We start from the raw sequence: 18,655 nt of genomic DNA on the forward strand, positions 1-18,655 counted from the left end.
TCGCACACAAGGTCGACTACGGGACGGGCACACGACAACACTGCTCCGCTCACAGCCCCTTCACAGAATCCGGGAACCCGCACCGAATGCCCCCGGCAGTCGGCCGCCTGATGGGTAATCACCGGCCGGACGGGGAAGCTCATGATGTCTGCCCGGGCATGGACGGCACGGGGCATGTACGGCGAAGGGGGCGTTCGGGTGCGACGTCGGGTGCGCGCAGCGGACGGGCGGCATCTGATGGTGGAGCGTCTCGGCGATCCGCGCGGCAGACCGGTCTTCCTGCTGCACGGTACGCCGGGCAGCAGGCTCGGCCCCGCGCCGCGCGGCATGGTGCTCTATCAGCGCGGCACACAGCTGATCGCCTACGACCGTCCCGGGTACGGCGGTTCGGACCGGCTCGCGGGCCGCAGCGTCGCCGACGTGGCGCAGGACGTACGGGCGATCGCCGACGATTTCGGCCTGGAGCGCTTCGCGGTCGTGGGCCGGTCCGGAGGCGCGCCCCACGCCCTGGCGTGCGCGGCCCTGATGCCGGACCGGGTGACCCGTGCCGCGGCGCTGGTGACCCTCGCGCCCCGGGACGCGGACGGGCTGGACTGGTTCGAGGGCATGGCCGCGTCCAACGTCACCGAGTACACCAGCGCCTCCGACGACCCGGCCGGACTCGTGGAGCGGTTCACGCTGCGTTCCGCCGAGATCAGGCAGGATCCGGTCAGGCTGCTGAACGACCTGCGCAGAGAGCTCACCGACTCCGACCGGATGGTGGTCTCCGACGCCGGCGTCAGGTCCATGCTGCTGCGCAACTACCAGGAGGCGTTACGCACTTCGGCGTACGGCTGGATCGACGACGCGCTGGCGTTCTGCAGTCCGTGGGGCTTCGACCCGGCGGACATCAAGAGCCCGGTGATGCTGTGGCACGGGGAGAAGGACGTCTTCTCCCCGGTGGGCCACTCGCGCTGGCTCGCCCAGCGCATCCCGGGGGCGACGGCCGTCCTGGAACCGGCCGCCGCGCACTTCGACGCCCTGCACGCGCTGCCCCGCATCCTCACCTGGCTGCTGGACGACTGACCTCGGCCGCCGGCCGAGGGCCGGCGCGCCTGCGGGCACCTCGGCCCGCACCGTCACACCGCCGTCACACCGCCAGCGGCTCGAGGTCGCGGTAGACGCGGCGTTCGTCCTTGGCGATGCGGGTGAGCGCGTGCTCCTCGCCCAGCAGCCGCTGGAGTTCCTCGACCGTCTCCACGCGCAGCTGGGCCGCCTCGTCCTTGCGCCCCAGCAGTCCGAGCGTGACGGACATGTTGGAGGCGATGCCGAGCACCTCCGGGTGGTGCGCTCCCAGCACCTCGCGCAGCCGGCCCACGGTCCGCCGCTCGATCACCAGCGCCTCGTCGCAGAGGCCCAGGTCCGCAAGGGCGTTGGCGAGGTTGATCGTGCTGTAGAGGGCGTGCGGATGGTCCTCTCCCAGGACCTCGCGCATCACCTCGACCACCTCCCGCAGCAGCCGCTCGGCCGTCTCCGGCGTTCCGCAGCCCCACTCGTAGATCCCGAGGTTGTTGATCGCGGCCAGGGTGTACGGGTGCCGCTCGCCGGGGACCTGCCGGTACTGGTCCACGACCTCCTGGGCCAGGTCCCTTGCCGCGACGGGCTCGCCGGCGGCGAACAGGTCCGCCGCCAGGTTCAGGTCGCAGGCCAGCGAGTCGGGGTTGGCGGAGGTGTACTTGGCGCGGTAGCGGTTGCGGGTCGCGGTCGTCAGCCGCCGCGCGTCCTCCAGCCGGCCGGCCCTGCGCAGCGACACCGCGAGGCTCTTGCCCGCGGCCAGCGTGCCGGGGAACGCCCGGCCGAGCTGCTCCTTGTAGACCTCGTAGGTGCGGCTGAGCACGGACACGGAGTCCTCGTACCGTCCGACCTCCCTGAGGTCGCGGGCGAGGTTCATCGCCGAGGAGAGCGTGTACGGGTGCTCCGGGCCGAGCACCTCCGTGCGCCGGTCGAAGACCTCCTGGTCGATCTCGCGGGCCCGCGCGTACTGCCCGACCATCCGCAGGTTCAGCGCCAGGTTGTTGGCGGCGGCGAGCGTGCGCGGGTGGGACTCGTGGAAGATCTGGCTGAACCCTTCGTGCGCCTCGGTCGCCAGTTCCATCGCCCTGCCGTACTCGCCGAGCGTGCCGAGGTCCATCGCCAGACCGCTGGTGGTCATGTACGTGTGCGGATGGGAGGCGCCGAGGACCGCGCGCTGCCGCTCCAGGGTCACCTCGTCGAGGTCCTTCGCCTCCACGTAACGGCCCTGCGAGCGCAGGATGTTGGAAAGGTGGAAGCGCAGGTACAGGTACTGGAGGTCGTCGTTGCCGAGCATGTCCTTCCACGCCTCGCGCAGATCGCTGGCGAGGGTGTAGGCGGTCTTCCAGTCGCCGCGCTTCCACAGGTAGCGCACCCGGTCGATCAGCAGCCTGCGGGTCTCCGGCTCCTTGCAGTACCTGGCCTCCGACGGGCCGAGGTGCGGCCAGATGGTGTTGAACCGCGGCCAGGTCTCGGGGTTGTCTATCGGCTCGTCGTCGTCGGGCCTGGCGCCGGCGAGGATGCGGTGGACGGCGTGGCGCGCGTCCATCTGCTCCTCCTCGCTCAGCTGCGCCCTGATGACGGCCTGCACCAGCCGGTGCACCTGGATGGAGTTGGAGACCTGGTCGACCTTGGCGAGGGCGAACCGGCCGATCTCCCGGATGACCCGGCCCAGCACCAGCTTCTCCTGGAGGGAGGCGTCGTACGGCTTGAGCGCGTCGATCATCTCCTTGCTGTAGAGCAGGTTCGCGGAGATCGGCTCGGGTGCGAAGAAGGCGCACAGCTGAAGCAGCCGGACGGCCGCGGGAGAGCGCTCCTTCAGCCGCTCGATGGACACGTTCCAGGTCGCCGCGACCGGCTCCGGGTAGCCGGCGGGCTGGTTGAGCGCCAGCACGCTGGCGGCCTGCTCACGCAGTTGCTCCAGGTAGGAGGCGACCGGTGTGGCCGTCTCCGCTATCCAGGCCGCCGCCTGCTCGACGGCGAGGGGCAGGTCGCCCACGGCCGTGGCGACCTGGTCGGCGTCCTCGGCGCTCAGGCCCCGGGCGCGCCGCTGTATGTGTTCGATGGACTCCTCGCGCAGGAAGACGTCGACGGGCAGAGCGTCGCCGTACTGCGACCAGGTCTGGTTCCTGGAGGTGACCAGGACGTGGCCGGGGCCGCCCGCGGGGAAGAAGCGCTTGAGCTGCTCGGGGTCGTCGGCGTTGTCGAAGACGAGCAGCCACCGTGACGACGGCACTCCGCGCCGCAGCAGGTCGATCGCCTCCTGCGAGGCGGCGGCCATGTCCTCGCCGCCCTGCGCGCCGAGCCGGACGGCGAGCTCGGCGAGTCCGGCGACGACGTCGTCGGGCTGCTCCGAGGAGATCCACCACACCAGGTCGTAGTCGGCCATGAACCGGTGGACGTACTCGAGGGCCACCTGCGTCTTGCCGACGCCGCCGAGTCCGTAGAGCGTCTGGGGCTGCGGCAGGACCGCGGCCACGGCCATGCCGCCGCCGAGCTGGTCGCGCATCCGCTCCAGCACGACGGAACGGCCGGTGAAACCGGGGTTGCGGGGCGGCGCGTTCCAGATCTTGGGCACCGTTCCGGGGAACCGCGGTCCGGGCGACGACGGCTCGGGAAGCTGCACCGGACGGTCGAGCGCCCGCAGCAGGGCGCCGGTGGCGTGCACCTCGTCGAGCCGGAACAGGTCGACCGGGTTGCGGTCGATGTAGGGGGTGGTGAGGCGGACGTCGCCGACCCGTATCGGGAGCAGGTGCCGCCGCCCGCCGCTCGGGTCCTCCGCCGCCGCGCGCTGGAAGACCTCCACGGCCCGGGCCGACTTGAGGTAGGCGCTGGACAGCAGCACGACGGTACGGGCGGCGTTCTCCGCGGCGGCCGCGTCGACCTCCACGGGATCGTGTTCCGCGGACACGTCACGCGGCACGACCCGGAAGCCGGCTCTGCTGAGCACGTACTCGACCCAGTCGGCCCACATGCGGTTCTCGGCGACGTAGCTGAGGAACAGGTCGGCGGGCAGTGCGGGGCGCCGGCGGGTGAAGGCGTCCCTGATGCGCAGCCGGACGTCCTCGTTGACCGGCGGCATCGCGGTGACCTGCTGATCTGTGACGACGGCGGTGAGGCGTTCGAAGGCGGAGAGCAGGGAGCTGGTGAGCCCGGCCTCGTCGCCGAAGGTCGCGAGCGTCTCCTCGTAGGCGTAGTAGGGCCGGTAGGGGATCTCCACCGCGCCCCAGTACGCGGTGGCCTCCTCGCCGGTCAGGCCCGTGGGGAAGCGGTCGAACTTGAGGCGCGCGAGGGCCCGTCCGGCGTCCGCCTTCTCCTTCTCCCCCTCGTCGATGCGCATGGGGACGGGGAAGATCCGGATGCCCCGGCCGCCGTACCGCTCGTCGATCTGCCGGGCGACCGCGGCGGCGCCGTCGATGGACTGGTCGCTGAGCGTGAAGCAGTCGACGAGGACGTCGGGCAGGTGGACGGTGCAGATGTCGGCGATGTCGCTGAGGCCGGTGCGGCTGTCGATGAGGACGTAGTCGTAGTTGGCCTTCATGTCGTCGCGCAGCGCGTCGAAGAAGTGCCCGCCGCCGAGCCGGTCGTAGAAGTTGTCCCAGTCGAAGGTGGACACGGTCGCGGAGTACTCGCGGTTCTGCTTGCCCGCGGAGACGAAGTCGAGCGTGCCGCCCTCGGGGAACTCCCAGCCGAGGCTCTCGGGGGTGAGGGAGACGGCGTGCGGCTGTATGCGCGCGTAGTCCAGGTGCCAGTCGACGCGGCGCGGCTCGGGATTGGTCGCGGCCCAGGCGTACTCGGTGATCAGGTCGATGACACCGGTGGTGGCGCCCAGCGTGGAGGGGTCCAGGAACGGGTGGAAGAAGCGGTGCAGGCCGGGTGCTTCCAGGTCCCAGTCGACGGCCAGCACCCGCTTACCGTTCGCGGCGAGGATCCAGGCCACGTTGGCCATGGCCATCGTGCGTCCCGTACCTCCCTTGTACGAGTAGAAGGTGACGATGCGCCCGTCACGACTGGCTGTCATCCGTGTCCTCCGCATCAGGGGCGATGTCACGCACGTTCGGGACGTAGTGGGTGGTGCTGTACTCGGCCATCGGACCGCGCAGCCGGGGCCGTTCGCTGTGGCTGCCGCCGCCCGGCGGGGCCGGTGGGAAGGCCTCGGCGTGGCGCAGGTACTCCTGAGCGGCCGCCTCGGCGACCTGTGGCAGCAGGTGCCCGAAGGCCTCCATGCTGTAGACGCCCTTGGCCGCCGCCTGGCAGGCCGCCCGGCCGTGGCTCATCTGGTGCGGCATGGTGCGCTCCAGTTTCTCGATCAGATCGGCCTCCGCGTCGCGACTGTCCGGGTCGTCGCGGTTCCAGGGGACGACGACGCTCACCCACGGGTGCGGATGGGCGTCGAAGGCGGCGAGTTTGCGGCGCCGTTCCTCGTTCTCGAGGGCCCAGCGGTCGATGAGCAGGATCTCGGGGCGGGTCGGCGGCTGGCCTGCGGCCGGCAGCGGCTCGTGGTCGAAAGAGGAGACGGTCGGCTGGTAGTTGAGGGAGCGCACCAGGTCCTGCGCGACGTACGCCAGCGGGCGGGCGGAGTCCGGGTGGTACGGGTTCCAGTCCTGTGACTGCTTGCCGTAGTAGTCGGCCGACCGGCCGGGCGGCAGATCGTGGCTCGTGGGCGCCGCGACGGTGACGTGCATGGGCCGCGGGCCGACGCTGGGTCTGCCGAAGGCGCTGGGCGCCTGGCGGAACTCGACGGGGCTGCCGGGGGCGAGCCGTATGGTGTCGGCGACGCTGACGATCCGTTTCGCCAGTTCGTAGACGGCTGCCTCGTACTCCTCCGCGAAGATCCGGAGCTTGATCAGCCCGTAGAGGCCGTCCGTCACGTACCTGTCGCCGAAGGCACGGTGGTTGAACTGCAACCGCTCCGCGGGGCCCGGGAGTTGTTCGGGCGGCATCGGCACCCATAACGCCGGGACGATCGCCTCCGCGGGGCGGTTGCTCTTGGCGTGGTGGTAGATGGCCCGCTGGGCGAAGGCGTACCACTCCTTGCCGCACATCTCGCTGGCGAAGTAGCGGGGGGAGAAGAGCGGGACGAACACCCGGCAGCTGGCCAGCACTTCACCCAGCCGCTCCGACCAGCCCTCCCCCGAACGTATCTCCCGGTCCATGAAGCCGGCGGGTGCGCCGGCCGGCAGATCGGTCATGGCCATCACATGGCCGCACAGGTCGCGGAACAACCGCTCGACCCACATGTCGGGGTCAGGACCTCCGGCCCCGTACCGCGGTGTGTGCGCGTAGCTCAAGAAGAAGTACGGCCGATGGTCCGCCGCCCGCTGCGCTGAATCCGACACACGACCCCCGTCCTGCGTGAACGCCCGGCCCGACACCCGCCTTCGGTGAAGGACGCGAGCGAAGTAATCATTCCGGAGCGGGTCACGCTCCATCCCCCCGCCGTTCGGTCAATCATCACCGCTTTTCGGTCATCCAACCCCTCGCGTGGTCGACCGCGTCCCTGATCGCGAACAGCCTTGCGGTTCTTCCGCCGAGTTGTCCGCTTCGTTCCACTCCCCATGAGAAGGCGGCGCCGATCGCCTCGAAATCGCTGTCATCCAGCACGACATCGGTGTATTCGGTCCATTCGGAGCCGCCGTCCGGCCGCCGCACCACACAACGGTAGGTGCGCAGCGGAGATCCGACGCGGTATTCGGCGAGATGGAACGCGGTGCATTTGGCGAAGCCCACATTGATCATCAGTACGTGCGCTCCGGCGCGGTCGAGCGCGCCGAGCGGTGAGCGCTCTCCGAGATGGCAGTCCAGCGGGTGCTCGGCGAGGAGTTCCGCCGCACGCCGGCCGAGCGCCGCGAACGACGTCTGCGGATGGGCGCTGCGCAGCGCCCCGGGAGCGGTCCGTACGGATTCGGCCAGCCGGCCCATCCCCTGAGCGGGCGTGGTGGCCGGGTCGAAGGCCTGCATGTCCGCCCGGAAGGCCGCCGCCTGCTCGGGTGTCATGCCGCGCACCCGGGCCAGGTACGCGGACGAGGTGTCCGAGTTCTCCGCCGTGAAGGCCGGGACGACCAGGGTCCCCTCGGGGCCGAGGGCCTCGAGGAGCGCCTCCCGCAGCCGGCGGGCGCCGAGCCCGGTGGCGTGCAGGGAGGCATGGACGAGGAGCGTCATGCCGCTGCGCACTCCCAGGGCGCGCAGGGCCCGTAACGGTTCGCGGTCGCCTGACGGGTCAGTCACGGGCTGCCTCCTTGTGCAGGGCGGCGATGAGCCGCTTGCCGCTGACGGTCGGTTCCGGTGCGTCGCGCAGAGCCTTGAGGGCGAGGACGGCGTGGGCGGCGGCCGACGGTTCGAGGGGCGCGAGCAGGACGCGTTCGTACGCCCCGGCCAGCAACCGCGAGGCGGGCAGCGGCTCGTCCTGCCAGGGCGCCGGGTGCAGCCAGGCGCCGTCCTCGGCCAGGAGGTCGGCCACTTCCCCGATCGCGCGCAGTTTGGCCCGGGAGAAGCCCCGCAGCAGCGCGGCCGCCAGTTCCGCGGGGCTTCCCTCCAGGTGGAGGCCCAGGGCGCCGTAGGCGTGCCGTCCGACCGAAGGACCGCCGCTCCGCAGGGGTGTCAGGGTGGTGAGGGAGGCCGCGATCTCGGCCGCCTGCTCCGGCGCCACGTCCCGCAGCAGGGCCCACGCCCGGGAGAGCGCTCCCGTGTCGCCCACACCGCTCACCGGCTCGTCGTAGCAGTCCCGGAACGGGTCGACGTCCTCCAGCACGAGCCCCGGCCAGCCTTCGAGTCCGGGCCGCCGCGGGGGCCGCCAGCCGGGCGCGGCCTCGCCGGGACGTACGCGTAACGCCTCGCGTCCCGGCACGCTCACGAGCACGTCGTCGGGCCCGCCGACGACCTCGGCCTCGCACGGCGAGCCGTCGGCGGTCAGCCGGAGCTCGCCGAGGGTCGGCAGGACGAGCGTGCCGGTGGGGCAGCCCACCCGTACGGGGACGCCGAGCCGGCTCCGTACGGCGGCGGCGGCCACGTAGGACTCCAGGCGCAGGGCGAGTCCGACAGCGTCGGGGCGCTGCTCGCGCAGGGCGTCGAGGCAGGTGTGAAGCCAGGTGCGGGTGTAGGGGTGGGCGTAGATCTCGTCGAGGCCGAGCGATGTCTCCTCGATGGCCGACGCGAGTTCCCAGGCGGCCGACCACCGCTCTCCGCCCCGGCCGCCGAGTTCCTCGTTGAGCCGGGCGAGGGTGTAGCGGGTCAGGTCCTGCTGGAGGATGAGCAGCGCCTCCGGATCGCTCACGGCCGGGGACGCGGTGGACTGCGCCGTGCGCTCCTCGATGCCGCGGACGAGCGCCTTGAGGTCGTTGCAGTACACGGAGGTGTTGTCGAAGCCGGAGCCGGTGGCGTAGCGGTGTGTGTAGAGGCCGCCGCCGCAGGAGCGGACGACCGGGCACTGACGGCACGTCCTGCTCACGCCCGCGAGGCCGAGTTGGCGTGCCTGGACGCCCGGGTGCAGGGCCACGTCGTCGAAGCGGTGCCGGAAGACGTCGAACCCGGTGGCGGCCGCGCCCTCGTAGGCGCTCTTCAGGGAGTCGACCTGTTCCAGGGTGCCGTCGGTCTCGACGACGACGAGGTCGGAGGGGGCGAGGCCCAGGGATTCGGTGAGGCTGGGGCCGCCTGCCAGGGTGGAGAACACCGAGTCGAAGAGCCGCACCGGCACGGGCCTGCCCCGGGCGTCCCAGCGGTCGAAGACCTCGAGGATCCACTCGGCGTAGGCGGTGGGCGAGCCGTCCGGTCTGGCCGGCGGGTCGTCCCAGGTGGCGTGGGGCAGGAGGAAGTCGATGCGGGGAGGTTCGAGTTCGGCGAGGGCGTCGTACACGGCGACCGGGTCGTTGGCGACGTCGATGGTGCACAGCAGGCCGAGGTAGAGGTGGCGGTAGCGCTCCTGGCGGAGGAGGTCCACGGCCCGCAGGACGAGCGGGTGGCTGGTGCGGCCGTCCGCGTAGCGGCGGTGACGGTCGTTGGCGCTGCGGTCCCCGTCGAGGGAGATGCCGACCCGGACGTCGAATTCGTCGAACAGGTCGAGAAAACGGCTGCTCAGCTGAATGCCGTTGGTGTGGATCCGTAAATCGAGCGCGGCGACCGGTTCAAGGGCTGCGGTGAACTCCTCGCAGACGCGGCGCAGACGCTCGGGGCCTGCCAGCAGAGGCTCCCCTCCGTGCAGGATCACTGACACGGAGGGCAGGGCATGGCTCTTGGCATGCTCGGCCAGTCGCAGAGCTGTCCAGGAAATCGCTTCGTCAGAGATTGCCTTCGGGCGGGTACGCCAGCTCTGATCAGCGTGTTCATAGATGTAGCAATGATCGCAGGCAAGATCGCACCTGCTGTGGACCTTCACAACGATCTGCTGGAAGGGGACCAGTGTGGGTCCTGTCATTCCACCAGTCTAGGGCCGGTCCGCGGCCCCGCGGAGCCGCTCAGAGCGACGAGTTGAAGGTGGTGACGCGCAGACCGCGTGCTTCGGAAGCGGGAAGGACGCGGGCGAGCTTCTGCGCGGCATCGGCACCGCGGACGTCGATCTGCGCCAGTGGAACGCGATTCTTCTTCGCAGCGGCGAAGGATGCGGAGGAGTGAAGGGTCATCGGGGGGCCGTCCTTGATGTTGTGTCCAGCTCAAAGCTGTGTCTGCGGGGATACCACGCACCGTTGCGATGCCGGCGGCACGACTTTACTCTCATGGCCACTCTCAGCAACTCAGCACGGGGATAAGCAACAAAAGAGTTGCACCACATTCTCGCAGGGCCGCAAGGAACAAGCGATTCCGCCTAATGAGTGAACACAAAACCGCAGACGGGGGTGTGTATGAGCGAGCTTTCCAGCCCTTTGCACAGCATGGTCTTCCGCAACGGCGATCTACCGGTTCTCTACCACCGCACGGACGCCATCGCCGTCGCCCGCCAGCGGGAGGCCGTCACGGCCACCCGGTCCCAGCTGCTCCTGCTGGTGGCAGGCGCCGCTCTGGCCTCGCTCCCCACCTCGCTGAAGGTCGGCGAATCCTTCCAAGTCGCCGCGTTTCTCAGCGCGTTGGCGTACGCCGGGGTACTGGTGCTGGGGTACCGCTCCTCCCGGCGTCGAGCAAAGTCGCACTGGCAACTGAACCGCTCCGCGGCGGAGTTCATCAAGTCGATGTGCTGGCGGTACGCGGTGCACGGCGCTCCCTTCGACTCGCATGTCTCCGACCGTGGTGCCGATGACCTGTTCTCCACCCGTCTGGAGGAAGGGTTACGGGAGTTGGCCAAGGTCGGCTGGGAGGATCCGCGCACGGCGGACGGGGAGACCGCGGCGGGCGACCTGATCACCACCCCGATGCGCCGGCTGCGGGCCAAGCCCTTCAGCGTCCGCAAGGAGACCTATGTCAGGGACCGGCTGATCGAGCAGCGCAACTGGTACCACCGGCGTACGGAGATGTCCCGTCGCGCGACCGCGCTCTGGTCCGCGTCGATCGCCCTGCTCACCCTCTTCGCACTGTTCTTCGCGACGCTGCGCACCTTCTCCGTGGCGGACTCCTTCCACGCCCAGGGCGTGCTGTCCGCTGCCGCCGCCGCGTGTCTGGCCTGGGGGGAGATCCGCCGCCACCAGCCGCTGATCGCCGCCCACTCGCTCGTGGAGGAGGACCTGGCGGCCATGCACACGGCCATGGAGACGACGGTGACCGACGCCCAGTGGCCCTCGGCCGTCTACGAGACCGAGCGCATCGTCTCCCCGCAGCACACCGACTGGCTGGTCAGACACCGCAGTTGAGCTTCGGCTGGAGGCGCGTGTCAGTCCCGTTCGAGGCCCTCGCGCCAGATGACGGTCACGGGTTTGCCGAGGTCCCTGGCGTACCGCACGATGTCGCCGGTCCCACCGTGACCCCGGGCGGGCAGCCCGTCCCAGACCGCGAGGAGCCGGTCGCAGTGGTCGGCGATGTAGGCGCCGGCCGCGTAGTAGGCCTCATCGGTCGAGTACGGGAAGGCCAGCCTGACCTCCCGGGTGGCCAGGGCCTTGAGCCGGCGGTAGTGGGCCAGTTCCTCCGGGGCCGTGAAGCCCTGTTCGTAGTCGCCGCTGGGGATGACGGCGGTCAGTTCCGCGCCGCAGTCCAGGGCGATGTCCGCGAAGAGCTGGTCGGCGCCCACCGCGAGACTCGACAGGGCCTCCATCGAGCCCTGATGGCCGCACAGCACGGCCCGCAGACCGGCGCGGATATGGGCACGGGCCTCGGCCGGGATGCCTCGGTGTCCCGTCACTCCGATGCGTTTCACTGCGTCGCAACCCCCGTCACTGCGCTCCCCCGCCGTCCTGACATCCTCTCAAACCAGGACCATACGTCGAGCCCTCGTCCTGTCATACGGACGAGGGCTCGACGGTCTCGGGCTGCCGTGCCGGGGACGACGCGTCAGTAGACGCTGACCCCGTAGCGGCTCAGTGCCTCGGTGACCGGCTGGAAGAACGTCGTACCGCCGGTGCTGCAGTTGCCGCTGCCGCCGGAGGTCAGGCCGATCGCCCGGCTGCCGGAGTAGAGCGGCCCGCCGCTGTCGCCCGGCTCCGCGCAGACGTTCGTGCGGATCATCCCGTAGACGATGTCGCCGCCGCCGTAGTTGACCGTGGCGTTGAGGCCCGTCACGGAGCCGCTGTGGGTGCCCGTGGTGGAGCCGCGGCGGGTGACGGACATGCCGACGGTGGCGTTGGCCGCGCTGGTGATGTCCGTGCCACCGACGGTGCCGGGGTGGGACAGTGACGTGTTGGAGTAGCGGACGATGCCGTAGTCGTTGCCCGGGAAGCTCGAGCCGGTCGTGGGACCGATGCTCGTGGTACGCGAGGAGTTGGTGTACCAGGTGCCCGCTCCGTCGGTGCAGTGACCGGCGGTGAGGAAGTAGTAGGTGCTGCCGCTGCGGACGTTGAAGCCCAGCGAGCAGCGCCAGCCGGACGCGTAGACCGCGTCGCCGCCGGAGATCAGCTTGGAGAAGGTGCCGGGGGTGCGTTCGATGCGCAGTGCGCCGGCGTTGGTTCCGGCCTCGCGCTTGATCTTCGCTATCTCGGCCCGGGAGACGGTGCTGTCGGCCGTGACGACGAGCGTGCCGGTGGCCTCGTCGACGTGCCAGGCGGTACCGGGGACGTCCGCCTGGAGCACGGCGTCGCCCGCCGCGGTGAGCTGGTGCGCGCTGTAGGTCCGTGTCTCTTCGGCGTTGGCGGTGGGGACGGCCAGGGCCGCGGCGGCTGTCAGGCCGGTGGCGACGGCGAGCAGCCGGGTGCGTCTGGCGGTGGTGGGGGTGCGGGAGGTGGTGCGCTTGGTCCTCACTTGTCGTTCCTCCAGAGGGGAATCAGGGACCCGCAGTGGGGGTGCCGGGCCCGTGAGGCGCGGCCCTGAGGCCGGCGCTGTGGGGGAGTTTCAAGCCATACGGTCACATGCCGCAAGGGTGCGTTTTCGGCCGTACGGCCTCCCCGCCGCGCAGGGCGGCGGGAGCACGGGGAGGTCAGTAGAGGCTGACCCGGTACTTGGCGAGGGCCTCTGTCACGGGCTGGTAGAACGTCGTGCCGCCCGTGCTGCAGTTGCCGCTGCCGCCGGAGGTGAGGCCGAGGGCCTTGGTGCCGTCGTAGAGCGCGCCGCCGGAGTCGCCGGGCTCGGCGCAGACATTCGTCTGGATCATGCCGCGGACGGTGCCACCGCCGGAGTAGTGGACGGTGACGCCCAGGGCGGTCACGGTGCCGCTGTGGGTGCCGGTGGTGGAGCCGGAGCGCCTGACGGACTCGCCGACGTAGGCGTCGGCGGCGGTGAAGCCGCCGGTGTGGCTGAGCGAGGTGTTGTCGTAGCGGACGAGGGCGTAGTCGTTGCCCGGGAAGCTGGATCCGACGGTCGGGCCGATGAGCGTGGACTGCGCGGAGTTGGCGTACCAGGTCGGCACCTCGTCGCCGCAGTGGCCGGCGGTGAGGAAGTAGTACGTGCTGCCGCTGCGCACGTTGAAGCCCAGCGAGCAGCGGTATCCGCTTCCGTAGATGGCGTCGCCCGCGCCGAGGAGCGGCTTGAACACTCCGGGCGTGCGCTTGACCGTGATCGCGCCGGCGTCCGCGGCGGCGGCCGAGCGGATCGAGGCGATCTCGGTGTCGGAGACGGTGGAGTCCGCGGTGACGACGACACGGCCGAGTGTCCGGTCGACGTACCATGCGGTGCCCTCCACACCGGCCGCGAGGACTGCGGCGTCGGCGCGGGCGAGTTGGGCCGCAGGGGCGGGTCCGGGCGTGGGGGTGGCCTGGGCGGTGGACGGCGCGACGGCGGCGGTGACCGCCAGGGCCGCGCTCGCGGCGAGCAGTGCTCTGGTGCGCTTGATCCTCACTGTGCTCCTCCTGGGAAGAGGGGAAGAGCCCGCGGTGGCGGGCCCGTGAGGCGCCGGCCAGGATGGCGTGTTCCTGACATGCACTGCCAGAGATAGTGGCTTCCGGGGACCGGACACACAAGACCGCGGGACGGACGGATCACTTCCGCCGCCCCGCGGGCCCCGGCAGCCGGGTGACGGTGCGTCAGCAGTCGCAGCCGCAGTCCGGGCAGTCGCAGTCGCGGCAGCAGCCCTCGCGCTTCTTGCGGGACCAGGGGCCTTCGTACTCCTTGGCGCAGCACAGCCGGCAGGTGCAGCACAGGCCGATGAAAACGGCGCAGCCGGCCCAGAACCCCCGGCGCGGCGGGCGCCCCTGGTGCCCTCCTGGACCGGGCGGCATCCCGCCGGGGCCGCCTGGCGCACCCGCCCCGCCGCCGTAGGGGCCGCCACCGTACGGATTCGAGCCGTACGGGCCTGCGGCGCCGCCCTCGTACGGATTCCGAGGGCTCCCGTACGAGGGCGGCTGGGCCCCGTACCCCTGGTGCGCGCAGGTGACGGTGCCGAACGCCCGGTCGACGGAGGTGCGCAGTTCGTGCACGAGGAGGACGTGCACCAGCTTGTCGTCGACGAAGTGCGCGTCCCGCAGCGCCAGCCGGATCCCGTGGAGCGCGTCGTCGGCGAGCCGGCGCGCCTCGGTGAGCGAGGTGCCCGTGGCCGTGAGCGGGTTCCACGCACCCGACACGGCGTCAGCTTCCCTGTCCTCCACGGCATCCAGCAGATGCGCCAGCCGGCCGAAGAGCCGCCCGGCCTCGGCGAGCGGTGCCGCGTTCTCGGGGCGGCCGGCGAGCACGGCGGTGTGCGCGAAGGCGGCCGCCGTCGCGGTTTCTGTCGGCTCCGTGACCGTGAGGACCGGCGTGCCGGGCCCGGCCAGTGTCTCGAGCCCCGCCTGCCGGTCGACGGCCTCCAGCAGCACGGCCGTGTCGAAGCCGAGCGCGGAGCCCGAGCGCGCGCCCGCCCTGTCCCAGCCGCCGGCGATCCGGCGGGCCGCGGCGGCCACGGGCTTGCGGGCCAACACGCCGTCCCCGTCGGCGACGTGGTCGCGGATCTTCGCGGAGGCGAGGACCAGCGAGACGGCGGCGGCCAGGCGCGCGCCCTCGCCGCGGGCGACGGGAGCGGTGCGCATGGCGCGCAGCGGACAGGGCCCCGCCGTACGGCGTTGCGCCGGCGTGCGCTCGGACTGAGCCTCCGTCAGGACCGAGACGATCAGGCCGTCATAGTTGGTCACGACACGGGCGAACTGTCCGTGGTCCGCGCGAAGTGCCAGGCACAGCCCGCACAGATGGGCCATCCACTCGGTCTTCAGCCCGTCCGTGAGCCGGTGCGAGCATGGTCTGACGATTCCGAACACGACGGCCCCCCGCGAGTCGCTGAGATGTGCGGTGGGCATCGTATCGACCCGGTCGTTCACCCGTACGTCCCCAAGGTCACCCGTCCGGCCCGACTTTTATATTTTCATCCCGTCACGCCCCCTCCAGGGGCCGGACCTTGACGAATCGCCACAACTTCTGCACCAGTACCGTCACGAATCCCCTGCGCGGCGACTATCCACTTGGCGCCCGATCCGCATCATGGACGACGATAGGGGATATGCGGAACGACAAGTGACCGCGATGAAAGGAGGCGTCCATGGGATCGGTGCGTAAGGCGAGCGCCTGGCTGGGACTCGTCGAGGACGACGGGCGTTACTACGACGACGAGTACGCCGAGGGTGCGGAGACGGGTGACGCATGGGTCACCGACCCGCGGGTGCGTGTCGCCTCCGAGTCCGCGCAGCAGGAGGGCCGCCGGATCGCCACCGTCTCCCCGGACGGCTTCCGTGACGCGCGCGGGATCGGCGAGCTGTTCCGGTCCGGTGTTCCCGTCATCGTGAACCTGACGTCGATGGAGCCCGGCGACGCCAAGCGGGTCGTGGACTTCGCCGCGGGTCTCGCCTTCGGACTGCGGGGCTCCATCGAGCGGGTCGCGACGCGGGTCTTCCTGCTGACCCCCGCCGACACCGAGATCGTCAGCGGCGACCCGGCGGGCCGTTCGCAGGACGGTTTCTTCAACCAGAGCTGAGTGGGGGCACCTCCCGGCGGACGGCCGGGGGAGCTCGCCGGTCCCGCCGGGCCGCGCCGGCCTATCGGAAGGCGTCGAGGCCGGTGAGCGCCTTGCCCAGCACGAGCTGGTGCATCTCGACGGTGCCCTCGTAGGTGAGCACCGACTCGAGGTTGGTCGCGTGCCGCATCACGGGGTACTCGAGCGAGATCCCGTTCGCGCCCAGGATGGTGCGGGAGGTGCGGCAGATCTCGATCGCCTCGCGCACGTTGTTGAGCTTTCCGAAGCTGACCTGCTCCGGCCGGAGCTTCCCCGCGTCCATCCGCACACCGAGGTGGTGGGCGAGCAGGATCCCCTTGTGCAGTTCGACGGCCATGTCCGCGAGCTTGGCCTGGGTGAGCTGGAACCCGCCGATCGGCCGGCCGAACTGCTCCCGTGTCCGCGCGTACGACACCGCCGCCTCGAAGCTGGAGCGCGCGGCGCCCATCGAGCCCCACACGATTCCGTAGCGCGCGTGGCTCAGGCAACTGAGCGGCCCGCGCAGCCCGGTGACGTCCGGGAGGACCGCGTCGGCGGGCAGCCGGACCTCGTCCATCACGAGCTCGCTCGTCACGCTGGCGCGCAGGGACCACTTGTGCTTGATCTCCGGCGCGGAGAAGCCGGGTGTGTCGGTGGGTACGACGAAGCCGCGGATGCCGTCGTCGGCCTGCGCCCAGACGACGGCGACCCCGGCCACGGAGCCGTTGGTGATCCACATCTTGCGGCCGGTGAGGACCCAGTCGGAGCCGTCACGCGCGGCGTGGGTGCGCATGGCGGCCGGGTCGGAACCGTGGTCGGGCTCGGTCAGACCGAAGCAGCCGATGATCTCGCCGGCGGCCATCCCGGGCAGCCAGCGCTGCTTCTGCTCCTCGGATCCGAAACGGTGGATCGCGTACATGGCGAGCGAGCCCTGCACGGACACGAGGGAGCGGATGCCGGAGTCCGCGGCTTCGAGTTCGAGGCAGGCCAGTCCGTACTGGACGGCGGTGGCGCCCGCGCAGCCGTAGCCCTCGAGCGACATGCCGAGTGCGCCGATGGAGCCGAGTTCCTTGGCGAGGTCGCGGATGCCGGGGAGCTCGCCCCGCTCGTACCAGTCGGCGATGTGGGGCATGACGCGGTCGGTGGCCCAGGCGCGGACGGTGTCGCGGATCGCGAGGTCCTCGTCGTGGAGGAGGTCGTCGATGCCGAGCGGGTCGCCGGGATCGAAGGGCGGAAGCTTCGACGTTGCGGACATGACCTGACCTCCGGCGGCTCTGGCACTGGACGTCTCCCCCGGCGTGGGCCGTGCGGGGAGGAAGGGCGGCGCGGCCGTAAACTAGCAGTGCTAGTCTGCGGCCTCGCCAGACGTTACGGGTCAGTGTGCCGTGCGTCCAGACCCCGCCGCCTCGGCGGGGGCGGGCCGTTTGGACACCTGCGGCCTGCGGCCCGCGGGCACCCCGGCCCCGGCGCGCGGAACCGCCGCGCCGGCGGTCCGGGCAGCGGAGGCGCCGGACTCACGGGGCGCGGGAAGCGACACCGGCTCGGCCTGCGCCGACTGCGGGCACTTCTCCGACGTGCCGCACTCCATGATCCGCGGCAGCCGCAGCGCGGCGACCGCGCCGAGGAGCAGCAGTCCCGCGCTGACCACCAGGGTGATGTGCAGGCCCTGCACGAAGGAGTGACGGGCGGTGGACCGCAGCAGCTCCCCCGCCGGGCCACCGAGACGGTCGGCCACCTGATAGGCCTCGCCGAGCGAGTGCGCCGCCGCCGAGCTCGCGGACGCCGGGACGCCGGACAGCGAAGCGACCGCGGGGGCGTACGCGGCGTTCATCACGCTGCCGAGCAGGGCGATGCCCATGCCGGCGCCGAGCTGGTACGAGGTCTCGCCTATCGCGGCCGCGCCGCCCGCCTGGTCGGCCGGGGCCTCACTGAGCATCGACTCGTACGCGCCGAACAGCGTCGTCTGGAGTCCGAAGCCGAGCAGGACGAACGCGCCGGTCAGAAGCCAAGGGCGGTCGTGCTGGCCCATCACGGTCAGCAGCAGCACCGCGACGGCGGTCAGGGCGAATCCCCAGCCGACCATCCGGCGGGGGCCGAGACGGTTCAGGGTGTGCGAGCCGGTGGCGCCCGCGGCCATGGCGGCGAAGGTCAGCGGCAGCAGCCGCAGCCCGGTCTCCAGCGGGCCGAGCCCGAGGATCAGCTGGAGGTACTGGACGGCGATCAGTTCCAGACCCACCAGCGCCAGCATGGCGAGGACGATGCAGCCGACGGAGGTGGAGAAGGCGGCCCTGGCGAACATCCGCATGTCGACGAGCGGATGCCGGCGGCGTTTCTGCCGTCCCACGAAGAGCACCAGCAGTGCCGCGCCGAGGAGCAGCGGAATCATGGCGCCCATGTCCAGCGGACCGGCGCCCACGCCCAGCCGCTTCACCCCGAGGACGACGCCGAGTACCCCGGCCGCGGCCATCAGCGCGCCGAGCACGTCCCACGGGCCGTCCGCTCCGCCCCTGGACTCGGGCAGCAGCCAGCGGCCGACGGGGAGGATCAAAGCCATCAGCGGGATGTTGATCAGGAAGACGGAGCCCCACCAGAAGTTCTCGACGAGGAAACCGCCGAGTACGGGGCCGGTGGCGGCGCCCACCGCGGCGACCGCCGTCCATATGCCGATCGCGGTAGCCCGCTCCCGCCGGTCGGGGAAGACCGCCCGCAGGATCGACAGCGTCGCCGGCATGATCATCGCGCCGCCGACGCCGAGCAGGGCGCGGGCGCCTATCAGGATCTGCGGGTCGGGCGCGAAGGCGGCGACAGCGGAGGCGGCGCCGAAGATGCCGTACCCGAGCAGCAGCACCCGGCGTCTGCCGACCCGGTCGCCGAGCGTGCCGAACAGGATCAGCAGCGCTGCACAGACAAGGGGATAGGCGTCCACGATCCACAGCAGCTCGACGCCGCTCGGCCGCAGGTCCTCGGTGACCGCGGGCACCGCGACGTGCAGCACGGTCGCGTCGAGGGCGACGAGCAGCAGGCTGACGCAGAGGACGAAGAGGACGACCCAGCGATTGGCGCCGCCGCCGACGGAGCGCAGGCGTGCGCCGGCCGTGGGCGTCACGGACATGTACGTACCTCCCGGGTGATCCCTCGCGCTCGGCGGGCCGGCCGGGACGGTGGTAC

At 71.2% G+C, this 18,655-nt stretch carries 14 protein-coding genes; 3 read left to right on the forward strand and 11 right to left on the reverse strand.

Features of this window, described 5'->3' with window-relative positions:
• The first annotated feature begins 198 nt into the window (after nucleotides 1-198).
• Nucleotides 199-1,065 (forward strand): alpha/beta fold hydrolase, encoded by an 867-nt coding sequence (locus tag ACTMTU_RS29890; protein ID WP_244258298.1) that lies wholly within the window; start codon nucleotides 199-201, stop codon nucleotides 1,063-1,065.
• A 64-nt stretch (nucleotides 1,066-1,129) separates the two neighbouring features.
• Here ACTMTU_RS29890 and fxsT read toward each other — a convergent pair whose 3' ends face one another.
• The 5 genes from fxsT to fxsA all read right to left on the reverse strand — a co-directional run bounded on the left by fxsT (nucleotide 1,130) and on the right by fxsA (nucleotide 9,665).
• Nucleotides 1,130-5,071, reverse strand: a complete 3,942-nt coding sequence (fxsT, locus tag ACTMTU_RS29895; RefSeq protein WP_441266550.1) for an FxSxx-COOH system tetratricopeptide repeat protein — start codon at nucleotides 5,069-5,071, stop codon at nucleotides 1,130-1,132.
• Nucleotides 5,055-6,389: a TIR-like protein FxsC gene (locus ACTMTU_RS29900; RefSeq protein ID WP_441266551.1), complete on the reverse strand. Its 1,335-nt coding sequence runs from the start codon at nucleotides 6,387-6,389 to the stop codon at nucleotides 5,055-5,057. The genes fxsT and ACTMTU_RS29900 overlap by 17 nt, the downstream gene beginning before the upstream one ends.
• Nucleotides 6,390-6,504: 115 nt before the next feature.
• Entirely contained in the window at nucleotides 6,505-7,278 is a 774-nt protein-coding gene (locus ACTMTU_RS29905; protein ID WP_441266552.1) for an aminoglycoside N(3)-acetyltransferase, read from the reverse strand.
• Complete coding sequence (gene fxsBH / locus ACTMTU_RS29910; RefSeq protein WP_441266553.1) at nucleotides 7,271-9,460, reverse strand: radical SAM/SPASM protein FxsBH, inactivated beta-hydroxylase extension form; 2,190 nt, start codon at nucleotides 9,458-9,460, stop codon at nucleotides 7,271-7,273. Before fxsBH ends, ACTMTU_RS29905 begins: the two co-directional genes overlap by 8 nt.
• Nucleotides 9,461-9,500: 40 nt before the next feature.
• Complete coding sequence (gene fxsA / locus ACTMTU_RS29915; protein WP_441266554.1) at nucleotides 9,501-9,665, reverse strand: FxSxx-COOH cyclophane-containing RiPP peptide; 165 nt, start codon at nucleotides 9,663-9,665, stop codon at nucleotides 9,501-9,503.
• A 249-nt stretch (nucleotides 9,666-9,914) separates the two neighbouring features.
• On the opposite strand from fxsA, the gene ACTMTU_RS29920 reads away from it, so the two are divergent.
• Nucleotides 9,915-10,823, forward strand: a complete 909-nt coding sequence (locus ACTMTU_RS29920; RefSeq protein WP_441266603.1) for a DUF4231 domain-containing protein — start codon at nucleotides 9,915-9,917, stop codon at nucleotides 10,821-10,823.
• Between the two features lie 20 nt (nucleotides 10,824-10,843).
• On the opposite strand, the gene ACTMTU_RS29925 is transcribed toward ACTMTU_RS29920, so the two are convergent.
• The 4 genes from ACTMTU_RS29925 to ACTMTU_RS29940 form a co-directional block, all read right to left on the reverse strand.
• Nucleotides 10,844-11,323, reverse strand: coding sequence for a hypothetical protein (locus tag ACTMTU_RS29925; protein ID WP_189473517.1), 480 nt, complete (start codon nucleotides 11,321-11,323; stop codon nucleotides 10,844-10,846).
• A gap of 134 nt (nucleotides 11,324-11,457) precedes the next feature.
• Nucleotides 11,458-12,360, reverse strand: coding sequence for a S1 family peptidase (locus tag ACTMTU_RS29930; protein ID WP_441266555.1), 903 nt, complete (start codon nucleotides 12,358-12,360; stop codon nucleotides 11,458-11,460).
• A gap of 175 nt (nucleotides 12,361-12,535) precedes the next feature.
• The gene (locus tag ACTMTU_RS29935; RefSeq protein ID WP_441266556.1) at nucleotides 12,536-13,393 is read right to left on the reverse strand and encodes a S1 family peptidase; all 858 of its coding nucleotides are present in this window, start codon (nucleotides 13,391-13,393) and stop codon (nucleotides 12,536-12,538) included.
• A 184-nt stretch (nucleotides 13,394-13,577) separates the two neighbouring features.
• Nucleotides 13,578-14,780 carry a DUF5685 family protein gene (locus tag ACTMTU_RS29940; protein WP_441266557.1) on the reverse strand — a complete coding sequence of 401 codons (1,203 nt, stop codon included), beginning with the start codon at nucleotides 14,778-14,780 and terminating at the stop codon, nucleotides 13,578-13,580.
• A gap of 278 nt (nucleotides 14,781-15,058) precedes the next feature.
• Here ACTMTU_RS29940 and ACTMTU_RS29945 point away from each other — a divergent pair, with 278 nt between their 5' ends.
• Nucleotides 15,059-15,490, forward strand: a complete 432-nt coding sequence (locus tag ACTMTU_RS29945) for a cell division protein SepF (protein WP_005319308.1) — start codon at nucleotides 15,059-15,061, stop codon at nucleotides 15,488-15,490.
• A gap of 61 nt (nucleotides 15,491-15,551) precedes the next feature.
• Here ACTMTU_RS29945 and ACTMTU_RS29950 read toward each other — a convergent pair whose 3' ends face one another.
• Nucleotides 15,552-16,742: an acyl-CoA dehydrogenase family protein gene (locus tag ACTMTU_RS29950; RefSeq protein WP_441266558.1), complete on the reverse strand. Its 1,191-nt coding sequence runs from the start codon at nucleotides 16,740-16,742 to the stop codon at nucleotides 15,552-15,554.
• Between the two features lie 120 nt (nucleotides 16,743-16,862).
• Entirely contained in the window at nucleotides 16,863-18,599 is a 1,737-nt protein-coding gene (locus ACTMTU_RS29955; protein WP_441266559.1) for an MFS transporter, read from the reverse strand.
• Nucleotides 18,600-18,655 lie beyond the last annotated feature (56 nt).

This window comes from Streptomyces sp. OZ13, from assembly GCF_052068155.1.
Classification (GTDB): Bacteria; Actinomycetota; Actinomycetes; order Streptomycetales; family Streptomycetaceae; genus Streptomyces.

Bases quoted from the DNA above. Each gene is read 5' to 3' on its own strand.
- fxsT (WP_441266550.1), bottom strand. From the start codon at position 5,071: ATGACAGCCAGTCGTGACGGGCGCATCGTCACCTTCTACTCGTACAAG.
- fxsBH (WP_441266553.1), bottom strand. From the start codon at position 9,460: ATGACAGGACCCACACTGGTCCCCTTCCAGCAGATCGTTGTGAAGGTC.
- fxsA (WP_441266554.1), bottom strand. From the start codon at position 9,665: ATGACCCTTCACTCCTCCGCATCCTTCGCCGCTGCGAAGAAGAATCGC.
- ACTMTU_RS29920 (WP_441266603.1), top strand. From the start codon at position 9,915: ATGGTCTTCCGCAACGGCGATCTACCGGTTCTCTACCACCGCACGGAC.
- ACTMTU_RS29945 (WP_005319308.1), top strand. From the start codon at position 15,059: ATGGGATCGGTGCGTAAGGCGAGCGCCTGGCTGGGACTCGTCGAGGAC.
- ACTMTU_RS29950 (WP_441266558.1), bottom strand. From the start codon at position 16,742: ATGTCCGCAACGTCGAAGCTTCCGCCCTTCGATCCCGGCGACCCGCTC.
- ACTMTU_RS29955 (WP_441266559.1), bottom strand. From the start codon at position 18,599: ATGTCCGTGACGCCCACGGCCGGCGCACGCCTGCGCTCCGTCGGCGGC.